Source organism: Treponema pedis, assembly GCF_017161325.1.
Lineage (GTDB): Bacteria > Spirochaetota > Spirochaetia > Treponematales > Treponemataceae > Treponema_B > Treponema_B pedis.
The window spans coordinates 835202-848769 of record NZ_CP045670.1 but is presented as its reverse complement, the minus strand read 5'-3'; the positions used below and the strand labels follow the sequence as shown (position 1 = coordinate 848769).

Genomic DNA, 13568 nt, shown 5'->3' with positions numbered 1-13568 from the left:
TTTTAAAAAAAAAATATAGAGGTTTAATATTGTGTTACTTTAATTAAGCTTTTAATTATTATTTCTTTTTCGATAACAAAGCCAATAAATACAGGCAACGAAAAAAGCTCCTCCTATTATGTTTCCTAAGGTAACGGGAATAAGATTTTTTGTAAAAAAATCTGTCCAATTCAGGTTTTCCAAAGCATTCAAAGGAATTTTGGAAGAATTTGCATATTCCGGAATTGTTTTTGCAAGAATACCGGCAGGAATATAATACATATTTGCTATACTGTGTTCGAATCCTGAAGTTATAAATAGCCATATAGGGAAAAAAACGGCTAAAAATTTTCCCGTCATATCCTTTGCACCGTAACAAAGCCAAACTGCAAGGCATACCAGCCAATTACACATAATTCCTAAAAACAGGGCTTGAATAAATGAAAGCGAAATTTTACCGTAAGCGATTTTTACTGTTATTCCTCCTAAAAGGTTATCTCCGCCGTGAAGTTGACCGCTTTTGACAATTAAAAATGCAATTAAAATTGAACCTATAAAATTTCCTGCATAAACCGTAATCCAATTTTTAAACATGGCGGATATTTTAACTTTTTTATCAAGTACCGCTGCCATAATTAAATTGTTTCCGGTAAAAAGTTCTCCTCCTGCAATTACTACAAGCATTAATCCTACGGGAAAAATCAGTCCGGCAATAAATTTACCTAAACCGTAAGTTTCCGGTTTTGCAAAAAATCCGAAGGCCGCCATATTTGAACCTTCAGAGGCAAATGCTATAAAAACTCCCGCTAAAATTCCGAGTATAAATTGTTTCCATATAGGAGTATTTACCTTGGCAATTCCTTTTTGAACGGTTACTTCCAATATTTCGGCAGGGTCATAATAAAGTTTTTCAGACATAATAATCTTTTAACCTCCATTTTAATAAATTATAAAAAGATTTTTCTAAAGTGTAAATAGGTTTTACGGTTAATTTTTTTAAAAGTAATTGTAATTCCTTTTAATATCTGTTAAAATATCGGTATATGTTAATTAGGAGGTATTATGATAACTATTTATGTTATAGCGGCAATAACCGTATTTATTCTTTTTACAATTGCGGTTGTTGTTCCGGAGCAGGAAAGTTATGTTATTGAACGCTTGGGAAAATATTCGCGTACATTAACGGCCGGTTTTCATATTCTTGTTCCGTTTATTGACAGGGTGGCTTATAAGCAAAATTTAAAAGAAGAAGCTCTCGATGTTGACCCGCAAGTTTGTATCACGTCGGATAATGTTCAAGTTCAAGTTGACGGAATTCTTTATTTAAAAATTTTCGACCCTGTAAAAGCAAGTTACGGGATAGATAATTATCGCTATGCGGTTGCACAGCTTGCAAAGACTACTATGCGCAGCGAAATAGGAAAAATGGAGCTTGATAAAACCTTTTGCGGACGGGAGGGTTTAAACGATAATATAGTAAAAGCCCTTGATGAAGCCTCCGATAACTGGGGAATAAAAGTTACACGCTATGAAATACGGGATATAACTCCTACCAGAACAATTTTGGAAGCAATGGAAAGACAAATGCGTGCGGAACGTGAAAAGCGTGCAAATATTCTTTCAAGTGAAGGTAAGCAGCAATCGCGTATAAATATTTCTTTAGGTAAAAAAGAAGAAGCGATTAACAAGGCTATGGGAGAAAAACAACGCAAAATAAATCTTGCGGAAGGCCGTTCAAAAGCAATCGAAATAACAAGTAATGCAACTGCTGAAGGATTAAGGCTTATTGCGGACGCATTATCCCAGCCGGGAGGAAAAACCGCGATGGGAATCCGCCTTGCCGAAAATTATATTCAAAGGTTTGAAAATATTATTAAAAAATCCAAGGTTTCGGTTTATCCCGAAAACATTGCAGGTTTTGCGGCTCTTACCGATATAATTAAAAATGCCGGAAAAGAGCAGGTAAAAGGTAAGGGAGGAATAAATGCCTAGTCTTAATTTTATAGTTTCAACTGTTATAGTATCACTTATTGCATTGGTTTTTATTATAGCTCTTTTTAAGAGTATAAGAATCGTTCCTCATAAAATGACTTTAATTGTAGAAAGACTCGGAAAATATCATGCGACTCTTGATGCGGGATTTCATATTTTGTTTCCGTTTATAGATAAGGTGCGTTATAGACAAACTTTAAAAGAACAGGCTATAGATGTTCCCGCTCAGGATTGCTTTACAAAGGATAATGTTCAAGTTAGGATAGACGGAATTCTTTATTTGCAAGTTTTCGATTCCATTAAAGCAAGTTACGGAATTAGGGATTATAGGTATGCGACAATTCTTTTAGCTCAGACTACAATGCGCTCTGTTGTAGGACAGCTTGATTTGGACGATACCTTTGAAGCCAGAGAGCAAATAAATGCTCAAGTTGTAAAAGCCGTAGATGAGGCTTCCGACCCTTGGGGAGTAAAGGTTACCCGTTACGAAATTCAAAATATACGGGTTTCCGAATCAATTATGGAAGCAATGGAAAATCAGATGAAGGCGGAGCGGGAAAAACGTGCCGAAATTGCACGCTCCGTAGGAGAAATGGAAACCGTGATTAATCTTTCGCGGGCGGCTTACGAAGAAGCCGTAAATATCAGCGCCGGCGAAAAAGAGCGTATGATAAACGAGGCGGAAGGTCAAGCAAAAGAAATTGTTGCCGTTGCCGAAGCGACCGCCGAAGGTATTAAAAAAATTGCCGCATCGACGCAGCTGCAAGGCGGAATGGAAGCCGCAAAACTTACGGTTTCCCAAGAATGGATAAATGCGTTAAGTTCAATTGAGGAAAATGCAAAAATAATTATGTCTGCCGATTTAACCGATATTAAAAAAATGACGATAGAAGCCGCCGAAGAAATTATTAAATAAATTAAAACAAAACGGGGGCTTCTAAGCGCCCCCGTTATCCCCTATTCTTAATATTTTACCACTTGAAAAACCCTTCATTTTAAAGTATATTTATAAAATTATGTAAATTTTATTAAAAAAGCTCGAAACTGCTGTTAAGTTTTATTTAAACTTGATAATTTTTTGTATTAAACGGGAGAAAAATATGAGTTTACAATTACACAATACTTTGGGGAACAAAAAAGAGGAATTTATACCGATTAAGGCTAACCATGCAGGAATTTACGGATGCGGACCTACAGTTTATGATTATGCTCATATTGGAAACTTACGGACTTATGTTTTTGAAGATATTCTTGTAAAAACGCTTGAAGCTTTAGGATATGAGGTTACTCATGTAATGAATATTACCGATGTTGGACATTTAACCGATGATGCCGATGAAGGTGAAGATAAAATGCTTAAATCGGCTGAAGAACGCGGTAAATCGGTTTTGGAAATTGCGGAATTTTATACTAAGGCCTTTTTTAACGATACCGAACGTCTTAATATAAAACGTCCGGGAATTGTATGTAAGGCGACCGAACATATTGCGGATATGATAAACCTTATAAAAAAAATAGAAGCAAACGGACATACTTATATGTCGGGAGGAAATCTTTATTACGATATTTCCACATTTCCTAAATACGGAGAACTTGCAAATATCAATCTTGAAGATTTAAAAGCCGGTGCCAGAATAGAAATAGATAAAAATAAACGTAATCCCTATGATTTTGTTCTTTGGTTTACAAAAAGTAAATTTGAAAATCATGCATTAACTTGGGATTCCCCATGGGGACGAGGTTATCCGGGATGGCACATTGAATGTTCTGCAATGAGTATAAAGTACTTGGGAGAGCAATTCGACATTCATAAAGGCGGAATAGACCATATACGCGTTCATCATACCAATGAGATTGCTCAATCCGAAGGGGCAACCGGAAAAAAATGGGTAAACTATTGGCTTCATAACGAATTCCTTATAATGAATAAGGGGAAAATGTCAAAATCCGCAGGAACTTTTATTGTTTTGGAAGATGTAATAAAAAAAGGTTTTTCTCCGCTTGATTACCGCTTTTTACTTTTAGGCGGACATTATCGAAGTCAACTGACTTTTTCGTGGGAAGCTATGGAAACCGCAAAAAACGGACGGAAAAGTTTAAATACGAAAATTTCAAAGTTGCTTGAAGGGCTTTCTCAAGAAAAAATTGAAGAGTTAAAAAATCTTACAAATACCTTAACTGCGGAAAAAACAAAGACTATTTTAAAAGATTCACCTGCAAAAAAATATTTTATCGATTTTATGGAAGCTATGGAAGATGATTTATCTACACCGCGAGCTCTTTCTGAGTTGCAGGGCCTCGTAAAAGATAAAACTGTAGAACCGGAGCAGGCTTTAACGGCAATTGCTTCAATGGATTATATTTTAGGGTTAAAACTGATAGAAGAAGCTGCCGAAATTCTTTCGGGACTGCAAAATCTTTCGGATAACTTAATAGATGAAGCTGAAATTTGTAAATTAATCGAAAAACGTGCCGCCGCTAAATTTGAAAAGAATTATAAACAAGCGGATGAAATAAGAGATAATTTAAAAGCTCTGGGAATAATTTTAGAAGACCAAAACGGAAAAACTACGTGGAAAAGAATTTAATCGGTAAAAAAAACGTAATTTTTTGATAAAAATTGTAACATTTTGGAGTATACCGTGTTTAATAAAAAAGAAATGCTTAGGGCTGCCGTTGATGAAGATTTTCAAGTAATTTATAAGGCTCTTATGCAAGTAATTTATAATGTTTCATATAATATTGTAAGAGAGGCCGACGCTGCGGAAGATATTTGTCATGATTCTTTAATTAAGATGAGTGAAAAACAAATGGAATTCCCTTCATTAGACGATGCAAAATACTGGCTAATTAGGGTTGCAAGAAATGCATCGCTGAATTATGTAAAAAGACGCGCTAGAGAACGGAAGGCTTATGCAAAAGCATTTAAAGAAGATACCAGAAAAGCCGAAACGGGAGAAGAGGCGGTTTTAAAAAAAGAAACAATAAATTATGTTCAAGATGCCATGGAAAAGTTGCCTAAAAATTTAAGGGCTGTGCTTCAATTAAAAGAATATGGAAGTCTTAACTATAAAGAAATCGGCAGCATTCTGGGAATAACCGAAGGAAATGTAAAAGTACGCGTGTTTAGAGCCCGCGAACAATTATCCAAATATATGGGGGAAAATGATGTCTATATGCCCGGATAAAGATTTATACTCTGTTTATGTTGACGGAGAGCTGCCTTCCCCGTGGAAGGAAAAACTCGAAGCCCATTTAAATGATTGTGCCGAGTGCCGTGCGGTTGTAAATTCATATAGGAATTTAAGTCTTAAATTGGCAACTGCGGGAGCTCCCGAATTGGATATTGAAAGTTCATTTTTACGTTTATGCGAAAAACGTCAAGCCGCCTTAAATAAGGCTAAAATCACGGAAAAAAAAGAAAACTGGTTTTATAAATCCGTAAAGATTCCTATTCCGGCTTTGGCCGCCGCCGCCTTATTTTTATTTGTATTTACCCCTATGTTAATTATGAATACCAATAAAGATGTGCAGTACGAAACGGCAACGGTTTCAAATTTTAAACCGATAGTTCCTGCCGCAAATATCACCGCGGAAACTCCTAAAAAATTTAATTTCACAGATTTTCATACTTTAGGTATAAAAAATTCCAATTTTACGGTAAGTACACAAAAGAGGGTAATAAATTTTGATAATTTTACAAATCTTTATTTACCTGTTGATATGGGATACGGCGGAAATATAATGAATATAAAAATGCCCGGATTCGGCTCCGCACCTGTAAAAGATACCGAACAGTTCGATATTACATTTGTAAAAAATGAGTAATAAGTTCTTCTATCTGTTTAAAAAATTTTTTATTTTTAGATTTTTTATTTTTCTTTTGACTTTGGGAAGTATTGCGGCAGGTATTTTATTTATAGTTTCTTTTACGGTACGAATGCCTGTAATTACTTCGGTTTTGCCGCAGGTTGTGGAATCCGGCTCAATAATTAAAATAGAAGGGAAACATTTCGGTAATAAATTTAATTCATCATGGGTACAAATAGGAGATTCTATCATTCAGTCGGAAAATTGTGATTTATGGACTGAAGATAAAATAGAATTTAAATTCCCCGAATACCAATCGGCAGGGCTTTTATATGTAGTTGTACAAAATAAAAAATCCAACCCCTCTTTTTTGGCTGCGGCTTCGGAGATTCCCGTAATTGCGGATAGATTTATATTAAGTGAGGTTCCCTCAATAAACGCATTAAGCAAGGATTTTGCGGAAGTCGGAAGTATTATTAAAATCATAGGGGAAAATTTCGGCGGCTCGCGCGGAAATTCTCAAGTAATGTTTATTCCCAATTTTACACCCGACATGATTTCAAAAATCGAAAAGGGTGAAGATGTGGGCGCTTCTTTTTGTTCAAATTCCGATTTTGATTTTATAACATGGACAAATGAAGAACTTCAAATTCGAGTACCTGACGGTGCCGATTCCGGAGCTATAGCGGTATTGACTTCCAAGGGATTAAGTAATGCCGTTCCTTTTAGGTTAAAAAACAGGTTAGGCACAAAAACCCGCGCAAATAAAAAAAACCTTGTAGTTGCAGCGGAAGTTGATGTTTCCAATATACGTGCTGAAGAAAAAAACACTCTTTTTTTAAAAGTTCCTCTTCCGGTTGAAACTTATTCTCAACGCGGTATTGAGATTCTTTCAATAAATCCTGCTCCGTTTGTAAAAAATTACCAAGGAGCTTCAATTCATCAATATGAAAATTCAGGCTCTTCCACCAGACTTCATATAAGACAGGAATATAGTGTAAATTCTTATGAAGTTACAACTAAAATTAATCCTGTAAATGTTCGTGTAGGGCAGAAACAAAATACCGCCTTATATAATGCTTATGCGATTGCAACCGAATTTATTCCTGCAAATAACGAAGTTATTCAAAAAACGGCAGAATCAATCGTTCAAAATGAAAAAAATCCTTATAATAAAGTAAAAAGAATTTATAATTATCTTTTGAATAATTTGGATATAATCCCAAGTTCGCCTCTTAATTCCGGTTCTTCTCCCGTAAATGCTCTTACAGAAAAAAGAGCCGATACTTATGATGCCGCAATTTTATTTGTGTCTCTTGTACGGGCTTGCGGAATTCCGGCACAGCCTGTTGCAGGTATCATTGTTGATGTTTCACAAACTTCATATTCTCATTGGTGGGCCGAATTTTATCTTGAAGGGTTCGGCTGGGTTCCTGTAGATGTAGGAATGGCTAAGGCTATTCCCTTTGATATGGGAATACCTCAAAAAGAAAATTGGTACTTCGGCAATATTGACGCATTTAGAGTCGCTTTTTCTTACGGAAAAACTTTGCAAACTCCTATGGCTTCCAACAGCAAAACGGCTGCAAAAGAAAGGTCTTATTCTTTCAGTTCAAGTATGGAAGAATTTTTAGGTATTGTTTCTTACAATTCCGTGTGGAAGGTTCCTAAGGTTATTGCCGTTTATTAAACATTAAAGTATAAGTTTTTATTTTAACGGGTTAAAGAAAATTACTATTATATAGGCTCCGCATGATACGAGCTTCTTACCAGAGGTCCTGAATTTACTCGTTTAAAACCCATTTTTAAGGCTATTTCCCTGTATTTTTCGAATTGTTCCGGTGTAACGTATTCCGTTACCGGTATATGCAGTTTTGTAGGTTGTAAATATTGTCCTACGGTAAGCATATCACAATCGGCTTTTCTTAACGCCGAAAAAACATTAACTACTTGTTCTTCCGTTTCTCCGAAACCTACCATAATTCCGGATTTGGTTTTTAAGCCTTTTTTCTTGGAATAATCCAATACCTTAATGCTTCTTAAAAAATTTGCGGCAGGACGCACTTTGGAATAAAGTTCCGGAACCGTTTCTACGTTATGATTTAAAACATCGGGTTTTGTTTCAAGGATTATGTCTAACAGCTCTTCTTTTCCGGACATATCGGGAATTAGGAGTTCAATGGTCGTATCGGGGTTGTATTTGCGTATTTGTCTTACGACTTCTGCAAATTGGTTTGCTCCTTGGTCCGGTAAATCGTCTCTGGTAACGGATGTTATTACCGCATGTTTTAGCTGTAATGTTTTAACCGCTTTTGCCACATTTTCAGGTTCCTGTAAGTCTACGGTGTCGGGTTTATTTCTTGTAACATTACAAAAGGTGCAATTCCGTGTGCAGTTTCTTCCTAAAATCATAAAGGTTGCAGTACGCCGTGCAAAACATTCCATTCGGTTGGGACAATTTGCTTCATGGCAAACCGTATGTAAATTAAGAGTGCGTATTAAATTTTTAACATTTGCGGTGTTACCGTCTCCTTGCACTCTAAGTTGAAGCCATTTGGGTTTTTTAACAAATTCTTTTTTTTCCATCGCAAGTATCCGCCTCAATTATTCTCATAATATAATCAATAAAAATTTCTTTTTCCATAGATTTAATATATTTATCGATTTCTATATTTTTTAATGTTTCCGTTACAGCTTGCCGTGAACATTCGGAACCTTTTAGGATATTGCATAAATTATCTATACCTAATTCTCCGAAAAAGTCTCCTTCTATGGTAATATCTTGTATTTTTCCGTCTTTATAGTCTATATCTATTTCTACAATACCGCAAGAGTATTTTTCGGATTTTCTGTTTTTGTTTAAAGGTTTTATGCCGTAGTTCCATTCTTTTGTTCCGAAAATTTCCGATTTTATTTTTTTTATTTCTTCCATATCATCGCCGGTTAATACGGTAACGGAATTAATATTATATTCTTTTTTTATAAAAGCTTCTACATAGTCTTTGAATTCCGTAACGCTCATATCAATAAAGTTGCTTATAAAACCTATTCTGGCAGCTATGGATTGAACTTCTTTTCCTTTAAATTTAATGTCTCTTGCCTTTAGGGCATTTGATAAGTTGTAAGTGTTTGCCTTAAAAAGTAAGGTTCCGTGATGTACTACTTTTCCGTTTTTGTAAAATTGCGCATTACCGCTTACTTTTAAACCGTTAATTTGGATATCGTTTCTTCCGGTAAATTCGGCATTTAAACCCAGTGATTTAAGAGCATTTACTACAGGTTTTGCAAAATTTTTAAAGGAATCGTCTATTTTTGTTTGAGGTTTTTTTGTTATAAAGGTGTATTGCATATTGTCCGTATCGCAATAAATTGCCCCGCCGCCTGAAAGGCGGCGTACAACTTCAATTCCGTTTGAGGCTGTAAATTCCAAATTTACTTCCAAGTTTATATTTTGGTATCTTCCGATAAGTATACAGGGGTTATTACGCCACAGCATAAATACGTCATCGTTATATTTATCCATAACGTATAACTCGATAGCGTGGTTTAATGCAGGGTCCAAATTGTTGTTTTCAATAAAAATCATTTTTCACCTTAAATTTTTTTGCTTATTGTATATTTACCCGGCTTCTCCCGTTTTTACGTTTTCCAATTTTAATTCGCGCCCGGCTGCTAAAAGTTTTTTACCTTCTATTTGCGGAATGTAATTTTCTATTAAAATGGGGGCGGAAAAAAACGTATCTGCATCGATTGACTCGGGTTTTTGTGCGTAAAAGGCGGAAACGTCTTCGGTATTTTCGGGGTCGGTTACGTCTCCTTCGAGAATGACGGGCGTTCCCGGAGCTGCCCACGGTGCTTGTAAAATTTCAACGTGTTCTTTTTTTTCTTCATCGAACCAGCTTGCAGCTAAAAGCATTCCGAAAGATTCGATACCTCTCATTTTTCTGGGTTTTAAATTGTCCGCAATAATAACGGTTTTACCTAAAAGCTCATCTTCCGTTAAAAACGGAACAAGACCTGAAAGAATTGTCCTTTCGGTTCCTGAACCGTCGTCCAGTTTTTCTATGTATAATTTATCCGCATCGGGATGTTTTTCGATAGCAACAATACGTGCTGTTTTTAAAGCAATTTTTTTCGAAAATATTTGCGAAGCCGGAATTTTTTCCGTTTGAGGTTCAATTTGCTTTTCGGTGTTTACGGTTTCTTTTTCGTCCATTTTCCTTGTCCTTTGATTACCGGAATATTTTTCGCGATAAGCGTCAATTATTTTGTTTTCCAGTGTTTTAAAAATAATAACGGGATTTTCTACGGTTTTAAGACCCGTTCTTTCTCCCAAATTTTTCCATGATAAAAAATCACCGCAAGGCTTTTTAAAGTCGGGAGCTTTTTCATCGAAAATATTACCGGACCAAATTTTAATACCGAAAAAGCCCGCAGCTTTATCCGCATATTGCGGCATAAACGGGTGAATTAGAATAAGTAAGTCTTTTATTAAATAACAAAGTTCGGAAATTAAAGCGCCTGCAAATTGAGGGTCCGTTTCACGTGTTTTCCACGGTTCTCCGTCCTGGAATGCCTTATTTGCAACGGAAGATAGGTTAAATACTTCATGAAAAGCGTCCCGTAAATTAGCCCAATCGGAAAGTTCGGTAATTTTTTTAAAGCTTTTTTCCGCTTCGTTTCTTAAATGTGAAATAATATTTTTAATATCTTCACGTGTTTTTAAAGTTCCGTCCGAAGTTTCTTGCTGTATATTTAATGCCTCGGGTATTTTTCCGTCGTAATATCTTGATACGAAGGTTGCCGTTCTGTTTACAAGATTACATAAATTTCCGATAAGTTCACTGTTTACCCTTTCTTGAAAGTCTTTCCAAGTAAATTGCGTGTCGTTTTTTTCAGGACGGTTGTAAAAAATATAAAAGCGCCATATATCGGCAGGAATTCCGGATTCTTTTGCATCATTTCCGAAAACTCCTACACCCTTTGATTTCGAAAATTTTCCGTTTTCGTAGTTAAGGTATTCGGAGCCCGACATATGGAATAATTTAGTCCAATTTTTGGCTGAACCTATTAGCGAACACGGAAAAATTACGGTATGAAACGGAATATTATCTTTTCCGATAAACTGAAATAATTCCACATCGTTTTGGTCCAGCCACCATGTTTTCCAATCGCTGCCGGTTAAATCCGCCCAGCATTTTGTAATGGAAATGTACCCTATAGGAGCATCAAACCAAACATAAAAAACCTTATTTTCAAAACCTTTTTTCGGAACGGGAATTCCCCATTTTAAATCTCGGGTAATGGCGCGTTCCTGTAAGCCTTCGCGCAGCCAACCCCTGGAAATTTGAATGGAGTTATTAGACCAGTTTCCTTCTTTAGAAGCCGCAGAAAGCCATTTTTCGTACTCCGGAGCAATTTTAGGCAGATTAATATAAAGATGCGTTGTTTTTCGTACTTCGGGAATTTCTCCGCAAGAAGAACATCGGGGTGTTTTCAGTTCCGTAGGGTCTAAAAGTTTCCCGCAATGTTCGCATTGGTCGCCTCGTGCGTCTTTATAACCGCAGGAGGGGCACTCGCCCAATACATAGCGGTCCGCTAAAAACCGTTTACACGAAGGACAGTAAAGCTGTTCAATCGTATGTTCGGTTATATATCCGTTTTTTTCCAAATCGTTAAAAATTGATTGGGTTATTTCAGTTTGCTGAGGCGTAGAAGTTCGGCCGAAATAATTAAAAGCAATGTTAAACCAATTGTAAATTTCGGAATGGTGAGCATGATAAAAGTCGCAAAGTTCTTGCGGTGTTTTGTTTTCTTCTGCAGCCTTAGTTTCTGTAGCTGTTCCGTATTCGTCGGTTCCGCAGATATAAAGCGTTTCAAACCCTTTTAAGCGGCAAAAACGGGCAAATACGTCCGCAGATAATACTTGAATCAGATTTCCTAAATGCGGATAGTTGTTTACATACGGCAGTGCCGAGGTTACAAGTTTTCGTTTCATATTCATTTAATTTTATACAAAAAAAGAAAAAAATCAAGGGATTTATGTGTTATGTTGTACGTGAACGGAAAAATTGAACGGGATAAAAAGTAAGAAAAAAGCCGTTTAAAATTTATTCTTTAAACGGCTTTGTTTTTATGTATCTGTTAAGATGTCAGCAGTAAATACTCTTTAAAAAGTCCAAATCCAGTTCAGGATAAAGGACGAATTTGTTTAAAATCTCGTCCACTTCTTTTTGAATTTCGGCTTTTACGGTAGGGTCAACAACTACATTTGCTTTGCTTGGAGCACCGCTTTTTGTAACGCCGGGTTTTGAAGCTTTTAAAACCCTATCGATAATGGAAGCGATTTGCTTCATTTCAGCAGCGCCCATTCCCAAACTTGTAACAGCCGGTGTTCCTACACGCAATCCGCTTGTCCACCAAGGTCCGTTCGGGTCGAAGGGTAAGCTGTTTCGGTTAAGCGTAACCCCGCATTCGGACATTGCAGTTTCCGCCTGTCTGCCGTTTAAACCGTATTTTGTTACATTAATAAGCATTAAATGGTTATCCGTACCGTTTGTTTGAAGTTTCATACCCAGAGCCATACATTCTTTTGCAAGAGCGGCGGCATTGTCGCGTACCTTATGTGCGTAATCTTGATATTCTTTGCTTGCAGCTTCGCGGAATGCTACGGCTTTAGCCGCCATTATATGAGGAAGAGGGCCTCCTATTACGAGGGGGCAGCCCTTATCTACGAATTCGGCAAATTCTTTTTTGCAAAGAACCATTGCTCCACGCGGGCCTCGCAAGGTTTTATGTGTTGTGGTAGTTACGACATCAGCCCATAAAACGGGATTATATTCGCCTTCAAAAACTTTTCCGGCTACCAACCCTGCAAAGTGTGCCATATCTACCATTAAAACCGCTCCGCATTTATCGGCAATTTCCCTAAAGCGTTTAAAGTTTATTTTTCGGGGATATGCGCTGTAGCCTGCTAAAAGAATAAGAGGCTTTTCCTGCATGGCTTGTTTTTCAATTTCATCATAATTTAATTCGCCGGTTTCTTTATCTACGGTGTAAGAGCAGGTTTTAAACATTTTGGAAGAAACGTTTTGAACATAACCGTGCGTTAAGTGTCCTCCGGAATAATAATCCAAACCCATTAACTTTTGGTTACCCAATTCGCGGCGAAGTTCTTCCCAATCTTTATGACTTAAGCCTTCAAGGCTCATTTTTTTAACCTTTCCGTCTACGACTTGTTCAAATTTTTTTAAAAAAGGTTCTTCTACTTTTGCGTTTAAGATTGCCCAATAAGCAACTATATTTGCATCTGCACCGGAGTGCGGCTGTACATAGGCGTGTTCGGCACCGAAAATTTTACAGGCTTCGTTACAGGCTGCCGTTTCAACTGCATCTACATTTTCGCATCCTCCGTAATATCTGTGTTCGGGGAATCCTTCCGCATATTTATCGGTAAGCAGGTTTCCCATAGCGGCTTGGACGCTGAGTGAAGAATAGTTTTCGCTTGCAATCAATTTTAAGTGACTGCGCTGGTTTTCTATTTCTTTTACGATACTTGATGCAATTTCAGGATACACCGAGGCAACCTGGTCCAAATTGGCTAAATATGCAATCATAGGCAGCTTTGCATCGGCGCCCGATTTTTCAAGGTATTTTTTTTAAACCCTCTTTCATACTACAACTCCTCTAAAATGTGAATTACATTTTACGTGCTGTATTATAGCAATTTTTTTTATTTATATTCTATAGCGGAAAATCCTCAATTTGATATTTTGTTTATAATTTTT

Annotated in this window: 11 protein-coding genes; 6 read left to right on the top strand and 5 right to left on the bottom strand. The window is 36.7% G+C overall.

The features are described 5' to 3' along the window. Nucleotides 1-51: 51 nt before the first annotated feature. Nucleotides 52-897 carry a formate/nitrite transporter family protein gene (locus DYQ05_RS03670; protein ID WP_206183863.1) on the bottom strand — a complete coding sequence of 282 codons (846 nt, stop codon included), beginning with the start codon at nucleotides 895-897 and terminating at the stop codon, nucleotides 52-54. 144 nt (nucleotides 898-1041) lie between these two features. Between DYQ05_RS03670 and DYQ05_RS03665 the strand changes: the two genes are divergently transcribed. From DYQ05_RS03665 to DYQ05_RS03640, 6 genes are all read left to right on the top strand, one after another. Continuing rightward, nucleotides 1042-1971 (top strand): SPFH domain-containing protein, encoded by a 930-nt coding sequence (locus DYQ05_RS03665; protein ID WP_020964570.1) that lies wholly within the window; start codon nucleotides 1042-1044, stop codon nucleotides 1969-1971. Further along, nucleotides 1964-2887: an SPFH domain-containing protein gene (locus DYQ05_RS03660; RefSeq protein ID WP_024469610.1), complete on the top strand. Its 924-nt coding sequence runs from the start codon at nucleotides 1964-1966 to the stop codon at nucleotides 2885-2887. Before DYQ05_RS03665 ends, DYQ05_RS03660 begins: the two co-directional genes overlap by 8 nt. A 184-nt stretch (nucleotides 2888-3071) precedes the next feature. Beyond that, the gene (locus tag DYQ05_RS03655) at nucleotides 3072-4559 is read left to right on the top strand and encodes a cysteine--tRNA ligase (protein ID WP_024469609.1); all 1488 of its coding nucleotides are present in this window, start codon (nucleotides 3072-3074) and stop codon (nucleotides 4557-4559) included. A gap of 72 nt (nucleotides 4560-4631) precedes the next feature. Further along, nucleotides 4632-5159: an RNA polymerase sigma factor gene (locus DYQ05_RS03650; RefSeq protein ID WP_420804805.1), complete on the top strand. Its 528-nt coding sequence runs from the start codon at nucleotides 4632-4634 to the stop codon at nucleotides 5157-5159. Continuing rightward, nucleotides 5137-5799, top strand: a complete 663-nt coding sequence (locus DYQ05_RS03645) for an anti-sigma factor family protein (protein WP_080653112.1) — start codon at nucleotides 5137-5139, stop codon at nucleotides 5797-5799. The genes DYQ05_RS03650 and DYQ05_RS03645 overlap by 23 nt, the downstream gene beginning before the upstream one ends. Then, nucleotides 5792-7471, top strand: a complete 1680-nt coding sequence (locus DYQ05_RS03640) for a transglutaminase domain-containing protein (protein ID WP_020964565.1) — start codon at nucleotides 5792-5794, stop codon at nucleotides 7469-7471. The genes DYQ05_RS03645 and DYQ05_RS03640 overlap by 8 nt, the downstream gene beginning before the upstream one ends. Nucleotides 7472-7518: 47 nt before the next feature. Here DYQ05_RS03640 and lipA read toward each other — a convergent pair whose 3' ends face one another. The 4 genes from lipA to DYQ05_RS03620 all read right to left on the bottom strand — a co-directional run bounded on the left by lipA (nucleotide 7519) and on the right by DYQ05_RS03620 (nucleotide 13397). Further along, entirely contained in the window at nucleotides 7519-8367 is an 849-nt protein-coding gene (gene lipA / locus DYQ05_RS03635; RefSeq protein ID WP_024465864.1) for a lipoyl synthase, read from the bottom strand. Then, nucleotides 8345-9367, bottom strand: a complete 1023-nt coding sequence (lplA, locus tag DYQ05_RS03630; protein WP_206183862.1) for a lipoate--protein ligase — start codon at nucleotides 9365-9367, stop codon at nucleotides 8345-8347. Before lplA ends, lipA begins: the two co-directional genes overlap by 23 nt. Before the next feature lie 33 nt (nucleotides 9368-9400). Further along, the gene (metG, locus tag DYQ05_RS03625; RefSeq protein ID WP_206183861.1) at nucleotides 9401-11779 is read right to left on the bottom strand and encodes a methionine--tRNA ligase; all 2379 of its coding nucleotides are present in this window, start codon (nucleotides 11777-11779) and stop codon (nucleotides 9401-9403) included. Nucleotides 11780-11933: 154 nt separating this feature from the next. Then, the gene (locus DYQ05_RS03620; RefSeq protein ID WP_206183860.1) at nucleotides 11934-13397 is read right to left on the bottom strand and encodes a glycine hydroxymethyltransferase; all 1464 of its coding nucleotides are present in this window, start codon (nucleotides 13395-13397) and stop codon (nucleotides 11934-11936) included. Between the last annotated feature and the right edge of the window lie 171 nt (nucleotides 13398-13568).